We start from the raw sequence: 23,015 nt of genomic DNA on the forward strand, positions 1-23,015 counted from the left end.
GTTCGTCGATATTGTGACGACGCTGGCGTCATCGGCCGAGCGGTGCGTCCTCTGAGAATGCCAAACGGGCGAAGCGCTCGCCGATGATCTGGTGTGTCGAGGCGTCAGGGTGCAGGTTGTCGGGCAGTGGGTGTTCGGCGGAATCGTCGGGGCCGTAGAGATCCCGGCCGTCGAGGTAGTACAGGTGCGGGTCGTCGACCGCCCGCGCGGCCATGATCTCGGCGAGCTGGTCGCGGATCACCGACAGTGTCAGTCTGCCGCGGGTCGTGTCTGCGGGGTCACCTGTAGCGATGAACCGGATCTGCCCTGTGGCGAGGGCTGCGACGTCGAAAGCACCTGGCCCTGGCGTATTTTCATGAATAGGGCAGTACAGCGGACCCACGACGAGAAACGGGCTGTCGGGGTGTCCGTCGCGGACCGTGTCCAAGAACCCGTGGACCGCAGGTCCGAACGCCCGCACCCGCATCACGTCACCGTTGACGAGATTGATACCGGTCTTGATACTCAGGACGTCAGCGGGTGTGTCGCGCATAGTGCGGGCGACGAATGGATCGAGCATCGCACTGCCCGCCAGGCCGAGGTTGATCAGCTCCACCCCACCGAGCGCGGCGGCCTGCGCGGGCCACGTCGTACTGGGGCTCGCTGCGTTCGAGCCCTGGCTGATGGAGCTGCCGTAATGCAGCCACACCTGCTGCCCGGAAGGTGGGGCGGCCGTGATCGCGTCGTCGGTACGCAGGCCGGCGATCTCGGTGCGCTCGTAATGCGGCAGCCAGATCTCGATGTCCTTGTCCTGTGCGCTCAGTCCAGTAAACCGCACGGTACCAACGGATCCGCGCTGACTCTCGGTGAGTCCCGTAGCGGGGTCGACTCGCACCACGTCGCCACCGGTGGTCGTCACCTGGTGGGTGAGGCGCCCGTCGACGAGCAGGTCGACCATGCCGTCGGGGCGGTCCGGCACCCCCACCAGAATCGTCCGCGTCCGCAGCAGATCGAGTTCCACCGCGGTGGCGCGAGTGCGGAACGCCAATCGCACGCCGGAGGGTTGTGCCTCCACGGCCGCGAGTTGCGGGTCACCGCACTGTGCGCGGGCTCGGGCCGGCAGTCGGTGGGGCAACCAGCCTCGGTCTGTCGGTTCCAGCTCGGCCAGACCACGCAGCAAATCGGCGGTGATCGGGTGGCTTCTCATCGCACGGTCACCCGGAGAATGAGAGTTCACGGCTTTCCCTACGCCGGCGACTCCTCGCCGAGTACATCAAAACTAAGCCTGGTCAGACGTTGAACTTCCGTAATTCCACGACAACGTTCTAGCGGGTGTCACGCGGATGTAGGCGGCGCCCGGTCGTGGTGCGGTGGGCCATTCGGACTCCGGCACGCCCCGTGCCCGGGCCCCTTCTCTCGCGAGCTCAAGCGCTTCGCTTCGTTCGCGAACAATGCGGGCGTGACCTTGGAACATCACTCCCCGGATATCTGCCATGCTCGAGCCGTCTTCGAGCAAGATACTCACTTTCGGGTTGCTTTCGACGTTGGCAACTTTGCGGGTACCGTCTCGCACACCCATGACGATGTCCCTGCCAAGGCGAAAGTATCCCAGAGGTACCGCGTGCGGGAATCCGTCCTTGTCGACGGTGCTCAGTATCGCCCAGCTCGGACGGCTATCGAGATACGCCTCAATTTGTTCGTCACTGAGTTTGCTTGGCATGAAAGCAGGCTAACAAGAGCGAAGTCGGCGCTTTGTGTGGCGGTTCGGCCTACCAGAGCGCGCCGCGCACGTCTCGTCCACATCCGATACCGGCTCTTCCGGCCTACATCCTGGGGAGATTTGCACTGCAGCTGAGCGGGCTTACGACTAGGTGTGTCCCGTCAGCGTCACAGGAGCCTCCGGCCACATACCCACGGCTCCCCCCGAAAAGGTGGCGCGATACTCGGAAGGGGACACGTCCACGATCCTGCGGAAGTGCAGCCGCAGGTTCGATCCGCTTCCGAGGCCGACCTGCTCGGCGATCTGGTCGACGGACAGTCTCGTGCTCTCCAGGAGTTCTCGGGCGGCGTCGACCCGAGCGCGCAGGATCCACTGCAACGGGGTGGTGCCGGTCTCTTCGGCGAAGCGGCGCATGAACGTGCGCGGCGACATCTGCGCATGCACCGCGATGCCGTCGATGGTGAGCTGCTGGTCGAGCCGCGTCATGATCCATTCGCGGGTCGCGGCCAAGGTGTCACCGTGGGGTACGGAGCTGTTCGTCGGCAGATACTGCGCTTGCCCGCCGCTGCGGTAGGGCGCGGTCACCAGCCCGCGGGCGATCGCGTTCGCCGCGCTCAGCCCGAGGTCGCGTCGCACGATGTGCAGGCACAGGTCGATTCCGGCGGCGGCACCCGCCGAGGTGAGGATGGATCCTTCGTCGACGAAGAGGACGTTGGGCTCGACCGTGATCTGTGGATAGCGCTCGGCCAGCTGCTCCGCCGCGTCCCAGTGGGTCGTTGCACGAAGACCGTCGAGCAGGCCGGCGTCGGCGAGGGCGAACGCGCCGTAGCAGATCGACGCGATCCGCGCGCCTCGGGATGCTGCGCTCCGAAGAGCTTCGTGCACCTTGGCCGGCACGTCCCGACCCGCCGGTGCATAGCCCGCGACGATGATCGTATCGGCGCCCGCCAGCGCTTCCAGCCCACGAGGGACGGCGTACCCGAAGCCCCCATGAGCCGGCACCGTTCCCGCATCGACCCCGCAGATTGCGACCTCATAGGGGAACCCCGTTTCAGGGTGGAACACCTCCGCCGGGATGCCTACGTCCAGGGGAAGAGCACCATCGAGCACCAGGACCACCACGTGATGGGGTCGCCGCGTCACGGCACTGCCTCGTTGGCACTATCCTCACACATATTGGCAATCTTGCCACTGGAGCGCACGTCGCCGATGCCGAATACTGAGATGACATCCGCTCGGGCGCAGCCGCGCCGGAAACTCCAGATGAGGAATTCCGATCATCGCTGACACCATGAAAGCCGTTGTCCTTCCCCGTTTCGGCGGTGCTGACGCTTTTGAACTGCGGGATGTCCCCGTACCCGAGGTCAGGCCCCGCCAGGTGCGGGTGCGCGTCCATGCAACCGCCGTCAACCCGCTCGACTATCAGATCCGTCGTGGAGACTACGCAGACGAGGTCCCCCTGCCCGCGATCATCGGCCACGACATCTCCGGCGTGATCGAGGAAGTCGGACCCGATGTAACCGAGTTCCGCGCAGGCGACGAGGTCTACTACACACCCCAGATCTTCGGCGGCCCCGGCTCATACGCCGAGCAGCACGTCGCCGACGTCGACCTCGTGGGCCGCAAGCCGCAGAACCTCGGCCACCTGGAGGCGGCGAGCCTGACACTCGTCGGCGGGACGGTGTGGGAGTCGCTCGTGACACGCGCTCAGCTGACCGTGGGTGAGACCATCCTCATCCACGGCGGCGCGGGAGGCGTCGGCACGATCGCGATCCAGGTCGCGAAGGCGATGGGCGCACGGGTGATCACCACCGCGAAAGCCGGCGACCATGAGTTCGTGCGCTCGCTCGGAGCGGATGCGGCAGTCGACTACACGTCGAGCGACTACGTGGACGCTTTTTCGGAGATCACGCATGGCCAGGGAGTCGACGTCGTCTTCGACACGATTGGCGGCGACGCGCTCACGAGAAGTCCACTGACGCTGGCGGACTCCGGACGCGTCGTCAGCATCGTCGACATCGCGCAGCCGCAGAACCTCATCGAGGCGTGGGGCAAGAATGCCGCCTACCATTTCGTGTTCACCCGGCAGAACCGCGGCAAGCTGGACGCACTCACCAACCTGATCGAGCGCGGCCTCGTGCGGCCGGTCATCGGCGCGACCCTGCCGCTCGCGCGGATGGGCGAGGCTCATGAAATCTTGGAGGACAGGCGCTCTTACGTACTCCACGGCAAAATCGCGATCGACGTGGCAGGGGACACTGTCGCCTTACCCACTCGCACCTCGTAGCGGGATGCTCCGGACACGCGGGCGGTGACGACATCGTCCCGACTCTGCGCAAGGAGCTCAAGAGGGCGACAGCAGAAGCGATCGACAACTATCGAAACGCAGCGCTCGAATGACCGCACGCGGATCGGACCCAAGCCCTCGACCGCCCCCCACCCGGGTGTTCCCGGTGCTGCCAGGCACCCGCGCATGCCGCGTTGGACCTCGCGAGTGCGCACCGAACGGCGTGCCGCTGTGATCTTCGGCGATGACCGGCACCACCCCAGCAGACCCAGTCTTGACAGACGTGCGGTGGGATCGCCAATATGAACAATGTTCATTAAATGAACATTGTTCAATTTAGGAGAGGTGGCACTTGGCGTCGAAGTGGGGCAACAAGGAGGCACGTCGACGCGACATCTTGCGCGCTGGTCGGGCCCTGCTGAGTAAACGCGGGCTGGCGGCGCTACAGATGCGCGAAGTCGCTCGGCGCGCGGGAGTGGCGTTGGGCACGGTCTATGTCTATTTCCCCACCAAGGAGTCGCTGTTCGCCGCGATGTTCGCTGAGCGGCTTGATCAGATGTCGGCCGAGTTGGCACCCGCGCTGGCGTCAGTCACTGACCTTGAAGAACTGTTCGTCGCCGTCGCCACGAGTTACCGCGACGTCTATGTCGAGTTCGGCAGGAACCTCGACATCTTGGCCATGATCGAGGACGAGGCCCGGCTGCAGCCGGAGATTCGCGATCACCTCGTCGCCTCCACCGGCCGGGTACTCGCTGCGGTGCGGGCGATCGTGGAACGCGCCCTCGCCGAGTTCGAGCCCGCTGACGCGCCTGATCCGGACCTGGTGCTGTCGCTGTTGTGGTCGACGGTCACAGGACTGGCCGATCACTTCACCAGCATCCGGCACTTGATGCACCACTACACGTGGGATGACACCGTTCGGTTCACCGCCCACACAGTCATTCGCGGCCTGCTCCCCGACGGCGCGACCAAGCCGTATGCGGTGACGACGCCGCAGTTGTCGCCGGCTGGACCGGATAGCTGACCAAACAAGGAAAGGGGTAGGAGTCATGGTTCAGGTTGACGTCTTCTGGTCCTACGCGATCGGTGCTGGCTTCGCGGTCGCGGCCACCCGCCAGATCGCTAGCGCTGGCCGCCACAAGGACCCGTCCGGCCCAGCGCGCAACCGTTGGGTCCGGTTCAGCTCACCGCATCGCGTTGTCACACTGCTGTACTGCGCGGTGCTCTTCGCCCCTAGCGGGATCTACCTGTTATGGGCATTCCCCGACTGGGAAACCATGCAAGTCGCGACCGATCACGGATCGATCCCGGCGTGGGTGGTGACGCTGTTCGTCATCACCAACGTCACCCAAGGACTGCTGGGATACTGGGTTGCCGAGCGGCTGATCCTTGGTGGCCGCAGATATGCGGCGTTCCTGCAAGCCGGTCTCGGTTACTTCGCTATGTTCTTCGTGCTGGTCCATGGCTGGGACGGTCGCGGTTACCAACGCTTCTTCTCCGCGGACCAAGAGACCTTCCAGGCCTGGCCTGCGAACCCCACCGCCAGTGAAGCGCTCGACAGAGTTGGCAGTTGGCTCACCTCTCCGGTCGCGTTGACCTTGGCCGCGATGAGCGTCATCGTCATCGTGCTGTTGTGGGTGATGCTCGACTCCCTGCGGGAGGGCTACCGCTTGGCCGGTGTTGACCGTGCGCCAGGCGCCCTGCGCCTCATCATCACGATGCTCGTCGCCGTCTTCGGCGTCTGCGTGGTGTCCGCGATCATCGCCAGCGTGCTCATCCACCTGCTGGGATGGTTCATCGGCGTCCTCGTCGCTGCCGGCGTGATCTGGTTCGCCGTCATCTGGCCACGAACAGGCCTCGGCTACCGCCTATTTCGCCTTCTGCAACTCGACGACGACACCACGGTCGGCGAATCCTCACAGCCGGTCCCTGTGAGGATCTGACCCGCCATGCCCGATAACGAGGTGCAGGTCGCGCGACAGCCCGGACACCGGCGCCCCGCGTCTCTGCGCCTCAGTGACAGCGAGACATCGGCCTCGGACGTCTCATGAACTGCCGGGTGGAGCCGCCGTTCGGCCCCTTGGTGGCGAGCTCCGAGAGGTTAGGTCAGCGTCTTCGACTCAGGATTGTGCTTGCAGCATCCGCTCGACAGCGGTGACGACCGATTGTCGTCGCGCGGCAATTCCGTGACTGTTGGCTGGGTTTTCCGCAAGTGCAGTAAGTCCTTTCGGCGACAGCTGCCAGGCTTGCGCGATGGCGTAGATGAAGACCAGAACGTCGACGGCCGAGAGCGGTCGAGCCGCAGCCGTCGCGACGGCGAGCGCCTTGTTCTGATAGACCTCGCGCGGCTCAGCAAGGGCCTCTGGCCGCTCGAGCTGGGCCCACATACTCAGCCGGAGCACTTCCGGGAAATGCTGGTGATGATCGAACACGTCACCGGCCCAGCCGGCAAGGTCCTCAGGACGCGGAGGGACGTTCTCGGCCATGCGACGCAGCGCCTCCGCCAGTGTCGTATCAAACAGGCCAACCTTGCCACCGTAGTACGCGTAGATCATCCGGACGTTGCACTGCGCCTGAGCCGCGATCCGCTCAACCCGCCCACCCGCTAACCCGTGCGCGGAGAACTCGTCGGTAGCTGCAGCGAGGATCCGCTCTCTGGTGGCTGCCGCGTCGCGGGCCATTATTTCTCCCCTGTGTCGAATTGACGGGATCACGGTCACCGGCTAGTTTACAAGTAAGTATCTATTTACTTATCCAGTTTGGGAGATGGCATGATCCGTATCGCGCTGGTGACCGGAGCCAACCGCGGACTCGGACGAGTCACCGCGCTCGCTCTGGCCAGGAACAAGATCAACGTCGTCGTGGCTTCGCGGGGCGGTGCGAGCGAGGTCGTGGACAACATCATCGAATCGGGAGGCGAAGCCATCTCGGTCCAGCTGGATGTCGCAGACCTCTCCTCCATCGAGGCGGCGCGCGTCGCAGTACTCGCTGGCATCGAACAGGAGTGGAACGCCAGCACCATCGACGTGCTGGTCAACAACGCCGGGGTGGGCCTGTTTGCGCCGCTCGGCGACATTACGGCTGAAAGCTTCGACGCCACCTTCGCCGTTAACGTCCGTGGTCCGCTTTTCCTCACGCAAGCGTTCTTGCCCCACCTGTCGGACGGCGCAAGCATCGTGAACGTGTCGAGTTCGCTCAGCCGACACGTCAGCCCGGCCACCTCCGTCTATGCGGCATCGAAGAAGGCCCTCGAAGCACTCACCCGCAGCCTGGCCCTCGAACTAGGTGCGCGGGGCATTCGGGTCAACTCGATCGCCCCCGGCCCGACCGCAACCGACTTCAACGGCGGAGCCATGCGCGACGACGAAGCCATGCGCGAGGCACTCTCCGGACAAACCGCTCTCGGACGAGTGGGCGACCCGGATGAAATCGCCGACGCGATCTCAGCGCTCGTGTCCCGTGAATTCCGCTGGACAACGGGTGAACGCATCGAGGTATCCGGTGGCGTGTTGCTGTGACTCGACCGCGGCGCATCTGTGCTTCGTGACGTCGTAAAGGGCATCCGCGGACTCCGCGTGCGCCGTGGCCACCTGCGTTTGGTGAGCGCTCGGGCTCGGCACGATCGCTGTCTTCGAGGTCAACGGCGTTTGAGCTCTTTGCTGTTGGCGGTCAGGACTTCATCGGACAATTCAGGGTCAGCCTCGGCGACGGCGCGCGCGATGAGTTGTGCACCGACCAACTGACTGAACAGAGCGATGGCCTGCTCCCGGGCCTTGCGTGGGTCGAGCTTGGTTTCGGTCTGCTTCGCGCCGCCCCGGATTAGGTCGGTGATGGCGGCGATGTAGCCCTGCAAGCCACGCCGGTACTCTTCTTGGGCCTGGAGGCCGTGCCGTCCGGCGTCGGCAGCGAGGGCAGCAGAAGCACATCCTTCTTCGGGATGGTCGCGGTGGTAGGTGCTCAGGTAGCTGTCGATGATGGCGTTCAGGGCTGCCCGGCGGGAGCGGGGGTGGGCACCGATCAAAGCGTCGACGGAGCCGAGGGAGGCGGTGAAGCCCTGGTTGAGGACTTCCAGAGCGAGGTCGTCCTTCGACGCAAAGTGATTGTAGAACCCGCCGTGGGTCATCCCGGCCGTCTTCATCAGCTCGTCGATGCCCACTCCGTCGATCCCGCGGGCCCTAAAGCCCCGACCGGCAGCGGCCACGATGCGCTCGCGGTTGCGTTCTTTCTGCTGCCGTGAAACACGGGGCATCTGAAACTCCCTCCCCAGCATGCACATGAGTCATCTTCGGCGCGGTCTGCCCATCGAGGTCGTCCGTCATCAAAATTCATGTTAGCCCACCCGCGGACCGGTATCGAGAAGCTACGGCCGTCTCGTCCATCCCGGATCGGCTTGACGTTTATTGATGACGCGTGACAGCATTAAACTATTGATGTGGACCGTCATCAAAAAAAGTGAGAGGACCAGAGGCTCATGAACTTCGGAACCATCGGCGCCGGCGCCATCGCCCAGGCCCTCGCCCGTCATCTGGTAGCGGCTGGGCATCGCGTGATGTTGAGCAACAGTCGCGGCCCGTCCACCTTGGAAGAGGTGGTAGCCGATCTGGGGCCGTTGGCCTCGGCCGGGACGGTCGCCCAAGCCGCCGAGGCTGACATGGTGTTTCTCACGGTGATGTGGCCGGACATCCCGGCCGCCTTGGCTGACCTGCCACCGTGGGACGGACGCATCCTCGTTGATGCCACCAACCAGTTCGCGCGACTGGACCCGGTCGAGGTGGCCGACCTCGGTGATCAGACCGGGAGCGAGTGGGTCGCCGCCCTGGCGCCGAATGCCCGTGTAATCAAGGCGTTCAACACGCTGCACGCCAGCTACATTGCGTCCGACCCGCGCCACCCAGCCGGGCGCCAAGTGTTGTTCTACGCCGGCGATGACGCTGCCGCAAAGGCGACATTTCGTGAGTTGGTCGACAGTTTCGGTTTCGCCCCGGTCGACATCGGAGCCCTGCGGGACGGCGGCCGACTGATGCAGGTCGGTGGTGGTCCGCTCTCGGCTCTGCATGCCCTAAGACAGGACTGACCGACGTCCCGACCCGCCGCACCCCGCCCGGGAGACCAACCACCGGCGCTCCCCGAACGCATCGACGGCTGGCCGAACTCTACTGAACTGGAGGAGCATTGAAGGCACTGACCTACACGCAAGCACATCCGTTGGACGCGTTCGCGCTGGAACTGGGCGAGGTCGGCGAGCCGCGGCTTCGTAGTGGCGACTTGCTGGTCGAGATCCGCGCGATCGGTGTGAACCCTGGAGAGGCGTTGATCAGATCGGTGCGCAGCGCCGGGCCGGGCGGGCGGGTGATCCTGGGCTGGGAGTTCGCCGGCGTAGTCGTCAAGACCGGTACCTCAGCGAGCGGGTTCACAGTTGGTGATCGGGTGATGGGTACCGGCGACGTCACACGTGACGGTTGCTGGGCGCAGCAGCTGGCCGTGGACCATCGCGTGGTCGCGAACATCCCCGACCAGCTCTCCTTCGCCGATGCCGCGTCGTTGCCGATCGGCACGTTGACCAGCTGGGAGGCGATGTTCCGCGATCAGCCGACCCTCCCGGCAGGGGTGGAACGGGTCCTGATCGTCGGGGGCGCCGGTGGGGTCGGATCTTTGGCAACACAGCTGCTCAAGGCAAGAACCTCAGCGTTTGTCATCAGCACCGCCTCCCGTCCGCAGTCGCAGGACTGGTGTCGCCAAATGGGGTCCGATCTGGTGGTCGACCACACCGGAGATGTCTGCGAACAACTCGGGCAGGCCGGTATCCATCAGGTCGACATGGTGCTGTCCACCTCCGGCACGGTGAACAACCTCGCCTGGATCGGCGCACTGCTGCGGCCCTTCGGTCACCTGTCGACCATCGACCTCGGTGCCCCGCTCGATCTCGCCCCGCTGATCCAGAAATCTGTTTCGCTGCACACCGAAATGGTGTTCAGCCAAATAAGCGGCGGCACGGACCCCAGCAGCCAAGGTCGAATTCTGCAGACCATCGGTGAGCACGTCCTCAGCGGCCAGGTGCGCCCGATCGTCACCACCCAACTCGCGGGTCTGACCGTGCACAACATGAAGATCGCCCACACGTTGCTCGAGAGCCACCGCAGCATCGGCAAGATCGTCATCGAGACTTGATCCCGCGGCGCGAAATTGGCGCGTCGCACTCGTCGACCAGTATCCAAGGGGGCCGACGGCCACTGATGCAAACGCTCTCCCAGTTTCTGAAATCCGTTTCCAGAACCCGTCACCAACAGCCCCCAACAAAAGGAACAGACTCGACATGGCTGACACCGAAGACACGAACGCGAAACTGATCGAAGAGTTCCGCGCCAACGATGGCAAACTCGCCAGTTTCGGCGACGGTGAAATGACCCTGCTTGTGTTGCACAGCATCGGCGCCAGGAGCCGGCTTGAACGCGTCTCCATGCTCATCTATCAAGATCTGGGCAGGAGCTGGGCGATATTCGCCTCCAATGGAGGGGCGCCGACCAACCCGGCTTGGTACCACAACATCATCGCCGATCCCAAAGTCGAGATCGAAGTCGGGAGCTCCAGGTACAGAGCCATCGCGCGGGTGGCTGATGAAGCTGAGCGGCAACGTATTTGGGATGCCCAAAGAGCAATAATGCCGGAGATAGACGACCACGCGGCCCGCGCCGGCCGCGTCATACCGGTTGTCGTTCTCGACCCGGCGCCCTGACTGATAGGTGGGTCGGCTTGTCAAAGGGCAAGCGCAGGCCGCGACCGTCATCGTGGCCGTCGCTTCGTTGACCAAATGAGATCGCCGATGGGCGACCGTGTTGTGTCGCCGCAAGCAGGCGGTCCAGCTGGACAGTTGTGAATGTCGTCAGTCCGGCATGACTCCCAGTGACCAACACCAGCCTGCCAACTCACACCGCGGCGCTTTTCGAGAACTTTTCCGCCGTAGCGCATCCCAGGCGCGACCTACTGAGGGCGTTCTTTCTCGACCACGATCCATCACGACGGACCGCTTGGCGCCGGCGGCGGGGCAATGTCATCTTCACTGAAACCCGAAGGCCAAAGATACGGCCATCGAATGTAAAAATTGAAACTCTTCCGATGTTTCGAGAAAGAGAGGCATGAGCTCGCAGAAAGTCAACGACGTCGGAACACCGCACGCCGACCTACGAGGCGTGGTGCAGGAAGATCAACACATCCGGTGAGGCCGGTCCCGATCACAGTGGCGCCGCCGAGTTTGGCAAGCTGGACGGCCAATACGCCCACGCCACCCCCAGCTCCACCGGTTAAGACTGTGTCGCCGCGGCCCAATCGATCGCGGGTCCCCCTCAAATGGTGCGGGTACCTGGCTTAGCGCGGGTGGTTGTCGGTCGGTCTTGTAGCACTTTGGCCAGGACGTTGAACCCGGCTCGCATGTCACGTTTCGGTGTTCCTGCGTATCCGAGTAAAAGCGCTGATGATCTGCTGGGATGGTAGTGGTGTATTGACAGTGGCCAGACGTGAACCCCCTGTTGCAGAGCACTTTTCGCGATCGCGGTGTCGTCGCCGATATCCGCGAGCTGCCCTACGAGGTGCAGGCCGCCGTCGGAGGGGGCTAATGCGATCCTGCCGCCAATTCTTTCGGCTTCTTGAATCAAGAGTTGTTGGCGTTCGCGATACAGAACGCGCATCCGTCTGAGGTGGTTAGCGAAGTGGCCTTGCTCCATGAAGTCGGTGACAACTGCCTGGTCGATGAGGTGGGCATGCATGTCGGTGCTCAGGTGCGCGGCGATGAACCCGTCGACGATAGCTTCGGGGGCGATGATGTAACCCAGCCGCAGGCTGGGAAACAGAACCTTGCTGAAGGTCCCGACGTAGACCACGCGCTGATGGGTGTCGATGGCGGTGAGCGCCGCTAGAGGTTTTCCGACATACCGGAACTCGGCGTCGTAGTCGTCCTCGATGACCCAGGACTCGTTGCGCGCCGCCCAATCGATGAGGGCCAGCCGTCGTTCCAACGACATGGTGTGCCCTAGCGGGAATTGATGCGACGGAGTGACGATCGCGATCCGCGCGGTCGACTCGAGTTCGATGCCGGCCGCAACGTCGAGTCCGGACTCGTCCACCGGCACGGGGACGATGTGAGCGCCCGCCGAGACCAGAGCTGCCCGCGCGCCGAGATATCCCGGGTCCTCCAGCCACGCGGCATCACCAGGGTCGAGCAGGATCCGGGCGCAGAACTCCAGGGCTTGTTGCGAGCCGTTCATGACGATGACTTGGTCGGCGGTGCAGTGAATACCGCGGGCAGTGGCGATGTAGGAGGCGATCGCCTCTCGCAGTGGGCGGTAACCGGCCGGGCTGTCGTATGGCATCAAGGCGGATGCGGAGGTGGCGAAGCGTGTGGAGTAGAGCCTGGTCCAGGTCTTAAATGGAAATGCATCCAGGGCGGGTAGTCCGATGAGAAACGCCGCTCCGCGGGGTTGGTGGCCCAGCACGGAGGGAATCGGCATCCGGCGTGCCCGTGCCAGCCGCTCACCTCGGGCTGACAGGGTGGCCGCCCCGGGGTGCAACGCTGGTGACGCTGATGATTGGGAGAAAGGGGCGCTCTGCAGGAGTTCTTCGGGAAGGACCCGCGCGACGTAAGTCCCCGACCCTTGCCGACCTGTGATGTAACCCTCGGCCGCCAGCTGGTCGAACGCCGCCAGAACTGTGTTGCGCGACAGCCCACACTGCGCGGCCAACACCCGGCTGGGGAGCAGCTTCGATCCACCTGCGAGCTGACCGCTGAGGATGCTCGACCTCAACTGCTCATAAAGCACCCTGTACGCCGGCGGCGTGGGCGTTCGATTCGACGTGTCACCACCCGGCGACGCAATGTTTCGCTTCGATGTCACATGGACCCCTGATCTGCGTCCGAATTGGCTCTGGTAGGACGGCGAATTGTCCCTAGGATTTGGAACCAATATGCCGTATTCATCCGAACCACGTCGTGTCCCAGCCCGACACGGCCGCGGTGCCCTACCCACAGGAGTGATCTGTGCCCATCTACCTCAGCATGCAACGCGTACGCTTCTCCAGCCCCGACGCCTACGAGAAGTTCAAGGTGGTATTCGGCGACACTCGCCACCACCTGATGGCACTGCCGGGTTTTCTGCACCTGACCTGGTGGGAGCACCCGGATGATCCGGGCTGGTTCAACGAATGTAGCTTCTGGACCAGCAAAGAAGCGCTCTACGACTGGCACACCGATACTTACCACAAGTACGCCAAGGCCTGGGCCGCCAACGGCGCGATCATGGAAGACATCATCACCAACTTCGAACTCGTAGGCACCCGCCTCCTCCGCATCTGCCCCTGCTGTAATGAATTGCAGGACAAGCAATACGAACTGAGCCAGGAACAAGCCGTCCTACGTGAGCAGTGCCCGAAGTGCGGCTTCCACTTCCCCTACCTCACCGAACAGCCGTCCAGCTTCGCAGTCTTCAAGGACGCCGACCTAAACCCGTCGGCCGACAGCCCCATCGGCGTCGCCGATGACCGAGAACCCCTCGTCGCCAGCGGCGTCGGAATCCAGGCCGATACCCCCTGACCCTCAGGTCAGTGGGCCGCCGTCGGAGGGCGCGAGGTCGGTAAGGAGTTCACCCCGGGTACGACCGTGGTGTCCTTCCCGCTGGTGCGGGCACAGGGCGGGGTGCACCTGCGATCGTCCCCGGTCCTGCCGGGCCGCGGACCACGCGGCCAGGAGCGTCGTACCCCTCTGTGATGCTCTGTTGTCATCTCGGCTTCTACACCGCTCTGGCGAGCTTGCCGCACTATCGCATGACCGGTTCCCCGAACCCGATCTACAACTTCCCCGGGCACATGGCCAGGATCGTCACGTATCGCGATGTGGCGTTGGCAGTGCTGACCTTCCGCGCACCCTGGATCAAACTACGACTACCGGGATCTAGATGCCCAGAAACGCATCCTCACCAAGGAGTACGGCGGACACGGCCGATGGTGGGTACCCGAACTTCTCGACGCGGCATGGCGTGACCTGGAACTCTACTTCGACTCCGTGAGCCTGATCGACATGCCATCGTGGCATCGAGGAAGGGTGGTGCTCGTCGGCGACGCGGCGCACTGCGCCTTCCCCTTGTCCGGGCGGGGACCCACCCTAGCCATCACCGGAACATGGTTGCTGACAATGGCATTGTCTGAAAACCCCGACAATCTGGATGCAGCGTTCGCCCAGTATTCGCGTGATCGGCGCCCGCACGTCATCTACGCCCAGGGCACTGTAGGTGCCGGCGGGGACATGTTGGCTCCCGCCCCCCAGGAAGCCATCGACGCGCGCAATCGCGAGTTGCTCAAGCCAGCTGAATTCTATCGGAAAGGCTCGGCCACAACGACATTCCGCAGGTCTGCAACACAGGGAACTAGTAGCACCGCGACGAGTTCTTTTAGCCGCTCTCGCCGTAGCAGCCGGTGCCCGAGATCGAGTTATCCAGGATCACACTTGCACAACGGATCGGGGATGTCCGCACTCTGTCGCGGGTGAGTAGATCGAGCCCGACGTCCGAGCCCGGCCGGCACCGGTCACGCTCCTCGGCCGAATCGTCGGCCACCCACGGTCGGCCGCTCGGTCGCTGCTGCACTCCCGCGGGAGTACACGTCACCTCCTGTGGGTGGATGCGGCCGCCAGCGGCCGCCGGCATCGTGGTGGATACCAACCACTCATCGGAGGTCTCGTGTCCCCACACCCAGATTCCACACTGGTCGATCGGCAGTCCGGGAGCGCGCTGTCAGCCAATGCGAACACACAGAAAAGGGCAAACACCATGAAGAACCTTACCGCCGTCACCGCCGTCACCGCCATCGCCGCCGGATTCACCGCCGCCTTCATCGGGCTGGCCGGCCCCGCCGCTGCCGGACCGTTGCCCCCGAAAGCGGGCCCCTCGGGAACCAGCGCCGCTGACACCATTGCCGCGCTCGAGGCCGACGGCAACCGCGTCATCGTCAACCGCCAGGGCGCGACCGCACTCGACAACGCCGAGGTCGTCTCGGTCCGCCAGGGCCAGCCCATCCGCGAGTACGTCTGGGACGCCCAGGGTGACGACCGCATCCTGCAGACCACCGGCAACGTCGTCTTCGTCGACGTCAAGTAGCCGCCCCAAACACACCGGTGCGGAAGCAAGATTCGCCTTCCGCCCACCAAGGCGAGTCGGAAAGCTGAGCTCGGGCGACGCGTGATCCACCTGTCAGGCTCACGGTGTAGGCGCTGATCGCCTGTGCCGCAGCACGTCTCACCGTCACACGCGCACCGCCGTCGCGCCCCCAAAACCACGAGAGAGCACCGATGTGCCTGATTTGATGAAAGCCGTTGTACTCGCCCGTTTCGGAGGGGCCGACGCCTTCGAGTTGCGCGATGCCGCCGTACCGCAGGTCGACCCCGGCAGGTTCGGGTGCGCGTGCATGCGACTGCGGTCAACCCGCTCGACTATCAGATCCGTCGCGGAGACATTCCGACCTCGTGCCACTGCCGGCGATCATCGGGAAAGACATCTCCGTGGTGATCGAGGACGCTCCTCGGCCGGATCGTCGGCCACCAAGGTCGGCCGATCGGTCGCTGCTGTACTCCCGCGGGAGTACGTGTCACCTCCTGTGGGTGGATGCGGCCGCCAGCGGCCGCCGTCATCGTGGTGGATACCAACCACTCAACGGAGGGTCTCGTGTCCCCGCACCCAGTGTCCACAGTGGCCGATCATTTGAGTCAGCGTCAACAGCAGAACGGTCGTGCCCTGGCGCAGACTTCTGACGATCTAATTCAAATCTTTGCCAAGCGAAAGCTGCGCCCAAACTGTACAACGCAACATCGGAGTAAAAGCTGATATGAAGACGAGCGCAAAACCCCTAGAGAAACTTCTGGGACGCCGCAACTTTTTAAGCGGCACGGCTGCACTTGGTGTTGGTGCCGGATTGTCCGCGTGTGCCACTACCTCCAATGCCCCAGCGACAGAGATTTCGGACATCTCGTTGCGAGACCAAGACCTGCCATTTGTCGCCACGGAAGAGACCTATACCACCGACGAGCTGATTGCGCTGAACGCGATCAACGAAGATCACGTCGAGTACCTCAAGGAAACTGGTCTTGCCGAACTCGGGCCTGGCCGTATCGGCGCAATGGATGAGGCGGGTATCGATGTTCAAATTCTCTCCGCGCATACGCCGGGCGTGCAGGATCTCGCCGGTCAGGAGGGCAACGATTTTGCGTATCGTCTCAACAAGATGATCGCCGATGGCCCGATGACCACCTATCCGGGGCGGTACCAGGCCTATGCGACCCTGCCCCTGCAGGACCCCCAGGCATCTGCAGACGAATTGGAACGCGCTGTCCGCGAAGACGGCTTCGTCGGCGCCATGACCAATGGGTTCGTTGGCAGCAAGTTCCTCGACCACCAGGATTTCGAGCCCGTTCTGGCGCGTGCCGAGGCACTTGATGTTCCGATATACCTGCATCCGGGCTTCCCACCCAAAGAAGTCTTCAATATTTATTATCATCTTGAGCGCCCAGGATACAATTATGAGTTTCAGGAATACATTTTCAGCGGTTCAGGATATGGTTGGCACCAAGAGGTGCTCACTCAATGCCTTCGACTGATCATGACCGGAGTGTTCGATAGATTCCCTAAACTGCAGATGATTATCGGCCACATGGGAGAGGGTCTTCCGTTCTACTACGAGCGCATCGTGGAAGATCTGGGAGAATCTACCGAAGGTTCTCTGAATAAGCCTGTCGGGCAATACTTCAACGACAATTTTTGGTACACAACCAGCGCTTTCTTCCAGGACGAACTGCTTCATCTACTGCTGAAGTACATCAGTGTGGATCGAGTGATGTTTGCAACTGACTACCCGTTTGCGAACATGAAGGAAGGAACCGACTGGTTTCGGGCAGTGGATCTGCCACGCGAGGCCAAGGAAAAAATCGCGTTCCGAAATGCGCAAGAATTGTTCGGCATAAAGGTATGACGCATGCGCTCGGCGCTGCGGACAGGCGTCGCCCCGCTCATCCGCCGCCCGAACGCGTGGAGCGATCGACTCGCTCAGCGGGCGACCACCTTTTCAATCAACTCCCATCGACTCGGACACGGCAGGCTGACGGCCACCGCGAGCCTCCGCGATGACCGGCACCCGTCACGCTTCTCGGCCGAACGTCGGCCACCAAGGTCGGCCGCGCGGACGCTGCTGTACTCCCGCGGGAGTACACGTCACCTCCTGTGGGTGGATGCGGCCGCCAGCGGCCGCCGTCATCGTGGTGGATACCAACCACTCATCGGAGGTCTCGTGTCCCCGCACCCAGATTCCACGGTGGTCGATCGACAGTCCGGGAGCCCGCTGTCAGCCGCCGCTGACAACGCTGCAGCCATGCTCGTTGGCGCGGTCAAACGATATGGCTCCGGCCAGACCGCTTCGCGTCGGAATGGGCGGTTATCCCCTGTGGCACTGGCAGTTTTGAGCGGCGTGCTGGTGGTCATGACCTTGGTTGGCGCGCCTGCGGCGCGGGCCGACGGCATCGGATCGGATGCAGACGTGCACGTCGCCCAGTCGCTCGGCGGTCGCGAACTGACGGTCACGATCCGGCGAGTCGGCCCGGTCCTTGGGCCTTTGCACGTCGATGTCGTCACACATCGCGGCGATGCTCCAGGCATCCTGCAACTCACCGCGTCGGCACCGGGAGCCACTACCAGCAGCGGCCAGGTGAAGCTCGGCACGCCCGGCATGTATTCGGCGACACTGAACGTCGACAGGGCCGGACCGTGGGAACTGATCGTGGACGACGGCCACACTGCGGCACGGATCCCGTTTCTGGTTCCTGCGCAGGTGATTCCGCCGTGGAAGAAAGCCAGTGACTACGGCTTCTTCACCGCCGGCGCGTTGCTGATCGTCTCGCTGGCAGCGGCGTTGCGCGCACGCCGCAGCTGGGTGGCGCTAGTCCCGGCGGCCGGCATGATCGTCGCGCTGACGGTGGCCGTCACCGGCGCGATGCTGTCGGTGTACTCCTCTCCGCCTCCGCAACCCGGCCAGGACCTTGACCCCACCCTCGAGAACATCCGTGATCCCTATGCGCGTGTTGCGGCAAATTCGCTTAATCCGGTTAACTATTCGCGGCCACCGGTGAACATGACGGTGTCCGCTGGCCAGTCCACGCTGCGTTTGAACCTCACCGACTCCTCCACCGGGCGACCAGCCGACGACCTGCTGATCCACCACGGTGCACTGATCCATCTCATCGTCGTTTCACCTGCGGGCACCATGTCACACGTTCATCCTGTGCGTGTCGCGCCGGGACGGTACGAAGCGAAGTTCGAAACCACCGAACGCGGGACTTACGCGATGACCGCTGAAATCGCCAGGCGCGGTGGCGGGGTTCAGCTGCTGCGTGGATCGGTCGACGGGCAATCCCCTGCCGGCCCACCGATCGCGGCGCCACCGTCGCAGGGCGAAATCACCGCGACGATCGCGCCAGCGGGCAGCCCGAGCACCATCCGGGCCAGGTTCGGGGACACTCCCGATCTGCAGCCGTGGCTCGGGATGGTCGGACACATGATGGTCGTCGGACCACTACCCGAAGGCCCCGACGTCGGCGCACACGCACTGAAAGCACCGATCTGGTCGCACGCGCATGCCATGGTGCCGCCCGCACCCGGAGCCGCAGGCGGGCAGCCTGACGAATCGGTTGCCCGGTACGGGCCCGAGATCGATTTCACGTACTCGTTCGCACTGCCCGGCCGCTACAAGGTATGGGTGCAGACCGAACGCGACTACACCATCCTCACCGCGCCAACCGAAGTCGAGGTCCGCGAACCGTGAGTCGCCAACGCCTCGTCATCATCGCCGCGATCGCCGCCACCATCTTCGGCGCCGGAATCTGGTTGCTGTGGCCGAAATCGATGGACGACAGCGCAGTCACCTCGACGGCAGGACCGTACCGTGTGCAGCTGACCGGCGAGTCGCCGAAGGTCGGGATCAGCCCGGTCACCGTCGAGATCACCAGCAACGGCAGCCAGCCCCCGCTACCCGACTCGGTCACCTTCGAGCCCGCGATGCCCCAAATGGGCCATGCCACAACCCCTGTGGTCGCCGAGACCCAAGGCGACGGCCGGTACCGCGCCGACGTGGATCTGTCCATGGCCGGGCAATGGGAGATCACGGTCCGCATCGCCGCCACCGGCCAAGTGCACGAAGCAGTTCTGCGCGTCACCCCCAACGGCTAGAAAGGCACACCGCCATGACGAGTACCGATTCGCGCGGCAAGTTACCGGCATTTGTCATGCTCGCCGGCACCCTGATCTCGCTTTCGGGGTTGACCTGGGACATCGACTGGCACCTCGACGTCGGTCCGGACAGCTTCTTCACCCTGCCGCACTTGTTCATCTACTCCGGCGGCGCGATCGCCGGAGTGACCAGCCTGGTCATGGTGTTGCGGGCCACCGCCGCGCAGCGCAACGGCCTCGATCCCGATCCGGCCGTCGGCGGTCGTGCATTCAAGGTGCTCGGCGTATTCGCCGCGCCGATCGGCTATCTGGTCGCCGGCATCGCCGCGGCCTCGTTCCTGCTCTACGGGCTCTACGACGAGTGGTGGCACGGCCTGTACGGATTCGACGTGACCGTCGCGTCGCCGCCACACCAAGGTTGGCTGACGTCGATCTGCGTCACCATGATCGGCACCGCGATCGTCTTCGCAGCAGCTCGCGAACACCGCTGGGGTCGATGGGGGTTCATGGTCGCGATTGCAGCGTTCGGGCAGTACGCCTCGATCCAAAGCGGCGCGCTGGCAGACCTCAACCTGAGCGCGACCATCGACTGGCCCACCCTGACCTGGCTGACCATTCCGCTCGTGTGCGTGCTGCTCGGATCTCAAGTCGTGTCGCGCGGCGGAGCCATCGGCACCGGTCTTCTCACACTGGTTCTGAGCCTGGCGACCTGGTCGTTCGCCAGCTGGGCGGTCGGCTGGTATGCCGACTTGCAGCACTTGGCGCTGCGTGACTTCGTCGAGTTGGGCTTCCCCATCGACATGGTGCTGATCCCCGCAATCGTTTTCGTGTTCGGCGTCGTAGTCGAACTCCTGCTGCGGTGGACAGGCTCGAGCGCCTGGCTGCTGGCCGGATCCGGCGCGACAGGTGTGATTGCGATTACCTGGCTGCTCAACTCAATGGGATCCGGGGGCGTCGACCTGGGTGGTGAGGACGGCGGACAGGCGGACAGCATCCTGCTGACGTGCGTCGCCGGGGGGTTGCTCGCGGGGGTGCTCGGCGGCGCGACGTGGCGACTCGGCCGGGCGCTGCGTGCATCCAACGCGACACCTGCCGTCAGTGTGACCGTCGGTGGCACGGCATGACCATCCCCAGCAGGTTGCGGGCGCTGGTCGCGATGCTGTGCGCCGTCGCCGCGCTGTCGATCGGCATGGCACCGGCCGCGGCATCCGATCCGCTGGACTACGTCGTGCACACCGAGCACGTCCAGGTGGGCCCCTACCCGGTGACGGTCGGCTTCACAGTGTGGCCGCTGCGCGCCATGCAGTCGTTGGATTTCACGTTCGAACCGGATGGCGGAATCGCAGGCAAGTCCGGCACCATCACGGCGATCGCTCCCGATGGCCGGGAGGACGCGGATCGGCTGTCCCGGCATCCCCGCAACCGCGAAGTGTGGGGCCTTGACGTGGAGTCGCTCCCCTCCTCGGGGACGTGGACGCTGCGGTTCACGATCGATGGCCCGCAGGGCAAAGGCACCGGCGACCTGGCCGTCGACGTGCTCAAACAGCCAGGACCCCCGCTAGCGCTGAGCTGGCTCGTCGGACTCACCCCGCTGGCGCTGACGCTGGTGTTCTCCGCGGTGGTCTGGATACGCACCGGCCCCCGCAAGACCTCGCGCCGGAGTACGCGACCGCCACCGGCTGCGACGATGATGGACCCGTGACGCACACCGATCACCGCACCTCTCGCGCCGATCTCGCTGCGATCATCGCCGCGTTGGCGGTGTCGATCGGTGCGTTGGTCATCGATCCGGACGTCGTGGCCGGACGACAGCTCCCCGGCATCGCGATCGCGGCCGTCGCCGCGGTGCTGCTCGTCGTCGCCGGTCGATTCGGTCGGGCCACCGTCGTCGCGATCGGTGTGCTGGACGTCGTCACCCTCGCATGGACCTCCAGCCCGATCGCGCTGCGGGCGCTGCTCATCGTCGCGCTTTACCGTCTCGTGCGCCGGAGCGACGATCGCTCGGTGCTCTGGTTCGGATCGCTCGTCGCGATCGTCGTCGCCGGCTTCGGGGCACAGTTCGGTGGTGAGGCGTTCTGGTTCGAATGGGCCGCCGACGCAGCCGTTCTCCTGCTCCCGGTCGCCGCCGCCGACGCCCGTCGCTCCAACCTGCAGCGTCGAGCCGACGCAGTGGAACGCCAGGTCTCCGAACGGCTCCAGGCAGAACGCCTTCGCATCGCGTACGACCTGCACGACATCGTCGCCCATTCGCTGTCGGCGATCACCGTCCAGTCCGGCATCGCCGCCCACGTGTTCGAGCGCGATCCGGCCGCCGCTCGCTCGGCGCTCGTCGAGATCAACAACGCAGGCAGACGATCGCTCGACGAGCTGAGATCCCTCCTCGGGCTCCTGCGGTCCGACGAGTCGGTCCCGCTTCGCCCGGCACCGACGGCCACCACCACCATCAGCGACGTCGTCGACGCTGCCGCCGGGCTCTCGAGGAGGGTCGAGGTGGTCGAGGACGGTCACTATCCTGCGAACGTGGCGGAGAGCACCGTGGTGACAGTGCACCGAATCGTGCACGAGTGCCTGGTCAACGTCGCCCGCCACGCCGGCGACGTCCCCACGATCGTCCGGCTCCGACACGCGGACAACGGCGTGCACGTCACCGTGTCGAACGACGCTCCGGCCACCGCGCGCGTTGCGGCGCCCGGCACCGGCATCGGCCTGGTCGCGATCCGCGAGCGAGCGGAGCTCCTCGGGGGCACCGTCCACGCCGGACCCACCGACGACGGCGGGTTCACGGTGCGCGCGTTCGTGCCCTACCAACTGCCCGGGCGGGGAGCATGACCGCTCGGCTCGGCGCGCCGGCCGCGGCCAGGCGCGACATCCGCGTGCTGCTCGTCGACGACCAGGAGTTGGTGCGTCGCGGGTTCGCAGCACTGCTCGCCAACGAACCCGGCATCGAGGTCGTCGGTGAGGCCGGCGACGGCGCGCAGGCGATCGCCGAGACCCGGCGGACACGCCCCGACGTCGTGCTGATGGATATCCGGATGCCTCTCATGGACGGGCTCGACGCGACCCGAGCGATCTGCGGCGACGAACGGCTCAGCGCCACCAAGGTGCTTGTGCTCACCACCTTCGCGCTCGATGAGTACGTCTACGAGGCGCTCAGAGTCGGCGCCTCCGGTTTCCTGCTCAAGGACACCCCGCCGCGACTCCTGCTCGAGGCGATCACCGCCGCCGCCGCCGGCGACGTCCTCATCTCACCGGCGATGACCAAACGGTTGGTCGCCGACCTCGTTCGCCGACCGATCAGCCGTCCGGGAGACACGGGTCCCCTTGATGTCCTGAGCGAGCGGGAGCGCGAAGTGCTCGCCGAGGTCGCACGTGGCAAGACCAACTCCGAGATCGGCAAGTCGCTTTACATGTCTCCGCTCACGGCGAAGACGCACGTCAGTCGCATCCTCGGCAAACTGAACGCCCGCGACCGCGCCCAGCTCGTGATCATCGGATACGAGACCGGACTCGTCAGCCCCGGCGAGTAAGCATGGCGAGCGTCGTGATGGTCGGCTCAGTGGACTTTGCTGTCACCGGTCACGCGGTCGCAGGCTCGTCCCCGTCACCGGGTGGCTGAGCTGGCTGTCAGCCGTCGGCCGAGTTCACGTGCCCGGTTTTCGGCGTCGGCGGCGAGCCATTCCCGTTCCGCAATATCGGCGATGTCGCGGCTGTAGGAACCTTCGACGCGGATGCTCGCATCGAGACGGAACAGTGTCACTCCTTCAATCTCCTTGGTGTGATG

24 protein-coding genes and 1 pseudogene are annotated in these 23,015 nt (G+C 64.5%); 17 read left to right on the top strand and 8 right to left on the bottom strand.

From position 1 onward, the window contains the following. Positions 1 to 28: 28 nt before the first annotated feature. The 3 genes from BEMPMBAN_RS31145 to BEMPMBAN_RS31155 all read right to left on the bottom strand — a co-directional run bounded on the left by BEMPMBAN_RS31145 (position 29) and on the right by BEMPMBAN_RS31155 (position 2,842). Complete coding sequence (locus BEMPMBAN_RS31145) at positions 29 to 1,186, bottom strand: SGNH/GDSL hydrolase family protein (protein WP_159235324.1); 1,158 nt, start codon at positions 1,184 to 1,186, stop codon at positions 29 to 31. Between the two features lie 72 nt (positions 1,187 to 1,258). After that, positions 1,259 to 1,699 carry a pyridoxamine 5'-phosphate oxidase family protein gene (locus tag BEMPMBAN_RS31150; protein ID WP_159235325.1) on the bottom strand — a complete coding sequence of 147 codons (441 nt, stop codon included), beginning with the start codon at positions 1,697 to 1,699 and terminating at the stop codon, positions 1,259 to 1,261. Positions 1,700 to 1,846: 147 nt separating this feature from the next. Further along, positions 1,847 to 2,842, bottom strand: coding sequence for a GlxA family transcriptional regulator (locus tag BEMPMBAN_RS31155; protein WP_159235326.1), 996 nt, complete (start codon positions 2,840 to 2,842; stop codon positions 1,847 to 1,849). A gap of 148 nt (positions 2,843 to 2,990) precedes the next feature. Here BEMPMBAN_RS31155 and BEMPMBAN_RS31160 point away from each other — a divergent pair, with 148 nt between their 5' ends. From BEMPMBAN_RS31160 to BEMPMBAN_RS31170, 3 genes are all read left to right on the top strand, one after another. Further along, on the top strand, positions 2,991 to 3,986 hold the full coding sequence (locus BEMPMBAN_RS31160; protein WP_234897796.1) for a zinc-dependent alcohol dehydrogenase family protein: 996 nt from the start codon (positions 2,991 to 2,993) through the stop codon (positions 3,984 to 3,986). 352 nt (positions 3,987 to 4,338) lie between these two features. Beyond that, positions 4,339 to 5,010, top strand: coding sequence for a TetR/AcrR family transcriptional regulator (locus BEMPMBAN_RS31165; RefSeq protein WP_159235327.1), 672 nt, complete (start codon positions 4,339 to 4,341; stop codon positions 5,008 to 5,010). A gap of 25 nt (positions 5,011 to 5,035) precedes the next feature. Beyond that, the gene (locus BEMPMBAN_RS31170; protein ID WP_159235328.1) at positions 5,036 to 5,929 is read left to right on the top strand and encodes a hypothetical protein; all 894 of its coding nucleotides are present in this window, start codon (positions 5,036 to 5,038) and stop codon (positions 5,927 to 5,929) included. Between the two features lie 177 nt (positions 5,930 to 6,106). Here the strand turns inward: BEMPMBAN_RS31170 and BEMPMBAN_RS31175 are convergent, their stop codons facing one another. Beyond that, a complete protein-coding gene (locus BEMPMBAN_RS31175; protein ID WP_159235329.1) occupies positions 6,107 to 6,667 on the bottom strand; it encodes a TetR/AcrR family transcriptional regulator in 561 nt (186 codons plus the stop codon). A gap of 90 nt (positions 6,668 to 6,757) precedes the next feature. On the opposite strand from BEMPMBAN_RS31175, the gene BEMPMBAN_RS31180 reads away from it, so the two are divergent. Next, positions 6,758 to 7,504: an SDR family NAD(P)-dependent oxidoreductase gene (locus tag BEMPMBAN_RS31180; RefSeq protein WP_159235330.1), complete on the top strand. Its 747-nt coding sequence runs from the start codon at positions 6,758 to 6,760 to the stop codon at positions 7,502 to 7,504. Positions 7,505 to 7,623: 119 nt separating this feature from the next. Here BEMPMBAN_RS31180 and BEMPMBAN_RS31185 read toward each other — a convergent pair whose 3' ends face one another. After that, positions 7,624 to 8,262, bottom strand: a complete 639-nt coding sequence (locus BEMPMBAN_RS31185) for a TetR/AcrR family transcriptional regulator (RefSeq protein ID WP_337761929.1) — start codon at positions 8,260 to 8,262, stop codon at positions 7,624 to 7,626. Positions 8,263 to 8,457: 195 nt separating this feature from the next. On the opposite strand from BEMPMBAN_RS31185, the gene BEMPMBAN_RS31190 reads away from it, so the two are divergent. From BEMPMBAN_RS31190 to BEMPMBAN_RS31200, 3 genes are all read left to right on the top strand, one after another. Next, entirely contained in the window at positions 8,458 to 9,060 is a 603-nt protein-coding gene (locus BEMPMBAN_RS31190) for an NADPH-dependent F420 reductase (RefSeq protein WP_159235332.1), read from the top strand. 98 nt (positions 9,061 to 9,158) lie between these two features. Further along, entirely contained in the window at positions 9,159 to 10,154 is a 996-nt protein-coding gene (locus BEMPMBAN_RS31195; RefSeq protein ID WP_159235333.1) for an alcohol dehydrogenase catalytic domain-containing protein, read from the top strand. Between the two features lie 145 nt (positions 10,155 to 10,299). Next, positions 10,300 to 10,719 (top strand): nitroreductase/quinone reductase family protein, encoded by a 420-nt coding sequence (locus tag BEMPMBAN_RS31200; protein ID WP_159235334.1) that lies wholly within the window; start codon positions 10,300 to 10,302, stop codon positions 10,717 to 10,719. A gap of 467 nt (positions 10,720 to 11,186) precedes the next feature. On the opposite strand, the pseudogene BEMPMBAN_RS31205 reads toward BEMPMBAN_RS31200, so the two are convergent. Together BEMPMBAN_RS31205 and pdxR are read right to left on the bottom strand one after the other, a co-directional pair. Beyond that, a pseudogene (locus BEMPMBAN_RS31205) lies at positions 11,187 to 11,306 on the bottom strand (NADP-dependent oxidoreductase); the annotation flags it as partial. A 20-nt stretch (positions 11,307 to 11,326) separates the two neighbouring features. Continuing rightward, positions 11,327 to 12,871 carry a MocR-like pyridoxine biosynthesis transcription factor PdxR gene (pdxR, locus tag BEMPMBAN_RS31210; RefSeq protein ID WP_272952266.1) on the bottom strand — a complete coding sequence of 515 codons (1,545 nt, stop codon included), beginning with the start codon at positions 12,869 to 12,871 and terminating at the stop codon, positions 11,327 to 11,329. A gap of 143 nt (positions 12,872 to 13,014) precedes the next feature. Between pdxR and BEMPMBAN_RS31215 the strand changes: the two genes are divergently transcribed. The 10 genes from BEMPMBAN_RS31215 to BEMPMBAN_RS31260 all read left to right on the top strand — a co-directional run bounded on the left by BEMPMBAN_RS31215 (position 13,015) and on the right by BEMPMBAN_RS31260 (position 22,761). Next, the gene (locus tag BEMPMBAN_RS31215; protein WP_234897799.1) at positions 13,015 to 13,566 is read left to right on the top strand and encodes an antibiotic biosynthesis monooxygenase family protein; all 552 of its coding nucleotides are present in this window, start codon (positions 13,015 to 13,017) and stop codon (positions 13,564 to 13,566) included. A 483-nt stretch (positions 13,567 to 14,049) separates the two neighbouring features. Then, a complete protein-coding gene (locus BEMPMBAN_RS32875) occupies positions 14,050 to 14,517 on the top strand; it encodes an FAD-dependent oxidoreductase (RefSeq protein ID WP_234897809.1) in 468 nt (155 codons plus the stop codon). A gap of 280 nt (positions 14,518 to 14,797) precedes the next feature. Continuing rightward, positions 14,798 to 15,124: a hypothetical protein gene (locus BEMPMBAN_RS31225; RefSeq protein WP_159235335.1), complete on the top strand. Its 327-nt coding sequence runs from the start codon at positions 14,798 to 14,800 to the stop codon at positions 15,122 to 15,124. A 724-nt stretch (positions 15,125 to 15,848) separates the two neighbouring features. Next, entirely contained in the window at positions 15,849 to 16,988 is a 1,140-nt protein-coding gene (locus BEMPMBAN_RS31230) for an amidohydrolase family protein (RefSeq protein WP_159235336.1), read from the top strand. A gap of 504 nt (positions 16,989 to 17,492) precedes the next feature. Continuing rightward, on the top strand, positions 17,493 to 18,830 hold the full coding sequence (locus BEMPMBAN_RS31235; protein ID WP_234897800.1) for a DUF8832 domain-containing protein: 1,338 nt from the start codon (positions 17,493 to 17,495) through the stop codon (positions 18,828 to 18,830). Then, positions 18,827 to 19,234 (top strand): FixH family protein, encoded by a 408-nt coding sequence (locus BEMPMBAN_RS31240; protein ID WP_159235338.1) that lies wholly within the window; start codon positions 18,827 to 18,829, stop codon positions 19,232 to 19,234. Before BEMPMBAN_RS31235 ends, BEMPMBAN_RS31240 begins: the two co-directional genes overlap by 4 nt. A 14-nt stretch (positions 19,235 to 19,248) precedes the next feature. Beyond that, positions 19,249 to 20,358, top strand: coding sequence for a hypothetical protein (locus BEMPMBAN_RS31245; protein ID WP_159235339.1), 1,110 nt, complete (start codon positions 19,249 to 19,251; stop codon positions 20,356 to 20,358). Beyond that, positions 20,355 to 20,936, top strand: coding sequence for a hypothetical protein (locus tag BEMPMBAN_RS31250; protein WP_159235340.1), 582 nt, complete (start codon positions 20,355 to 20,357; stop codon positions 20,934 to 20,936). The genes BEMPMBAN_RS31245 and BEMPMBAN_RS31250 overlap by 4 nt, the downstream gene beginning before the upstream one ends. Continuing rightward, positions 20,933 to 22,063, top strand: coding sequence for a sensor histidine kinase (locus BEMPMBAN_RS31255; protein WP_159235341.1), 1,131 nt, complete (start codon positions 20,933 to 20,935; stop codon positions 22,061 to 22,063). Before BEMPMBAN_RS31250 ends, BEMPMBAN_RS31255 begins: the two co-directional genes overlap by 4 nt. Next, positions 22,060 to 22,761, top strand: a complete 702-nt coding sequence (locus BEMPMBAN_RS31260; RefSeq protein WP_159235342.1) for a response regulator — start codon at positions 22,060 to 22,062, stop codon at positions 22,759 to 22,761. Before BEMPMBAN_RS31255 ends, BEMPMBAN_RS31260 begins: the two co-directional genes overlap by 4 nt. Before the next feature lie 74 nt (positions 22,762 to 22,835). Here the strand turns inward: BEMPMBAN_RS31260 and BEMPMBAN_RS31265 are convergent, their stop codons facing one another. Beyond that, the gene (locus BEMPMBAN_RS31265) at positions 22,836 to 22,991 is read right to left on the bottom strand and encodes a hypothetical protein (protein ID WP_200846184.1); all 156 of its coding nucleotides are present in this window, start codon (positions 22,989 to 22,991) and stop codon (positions 22,836 to 22,838) included. Between the last annotated feature and the right edge of the window lie 24 nt (positions 22,992 to 23,015).

It is taken from the genome of Mycolicibacterium austroafricanum, from assembly GCF_902705885.1.
GTDB classification, from domain to species: domain Bacteria; phylum Actinomycetota; class Actinomycetes; order Mycobacteriales; family Mycobacteriaceae; genus Mycobacterium; species Mycobacterium vanbaalenii_A.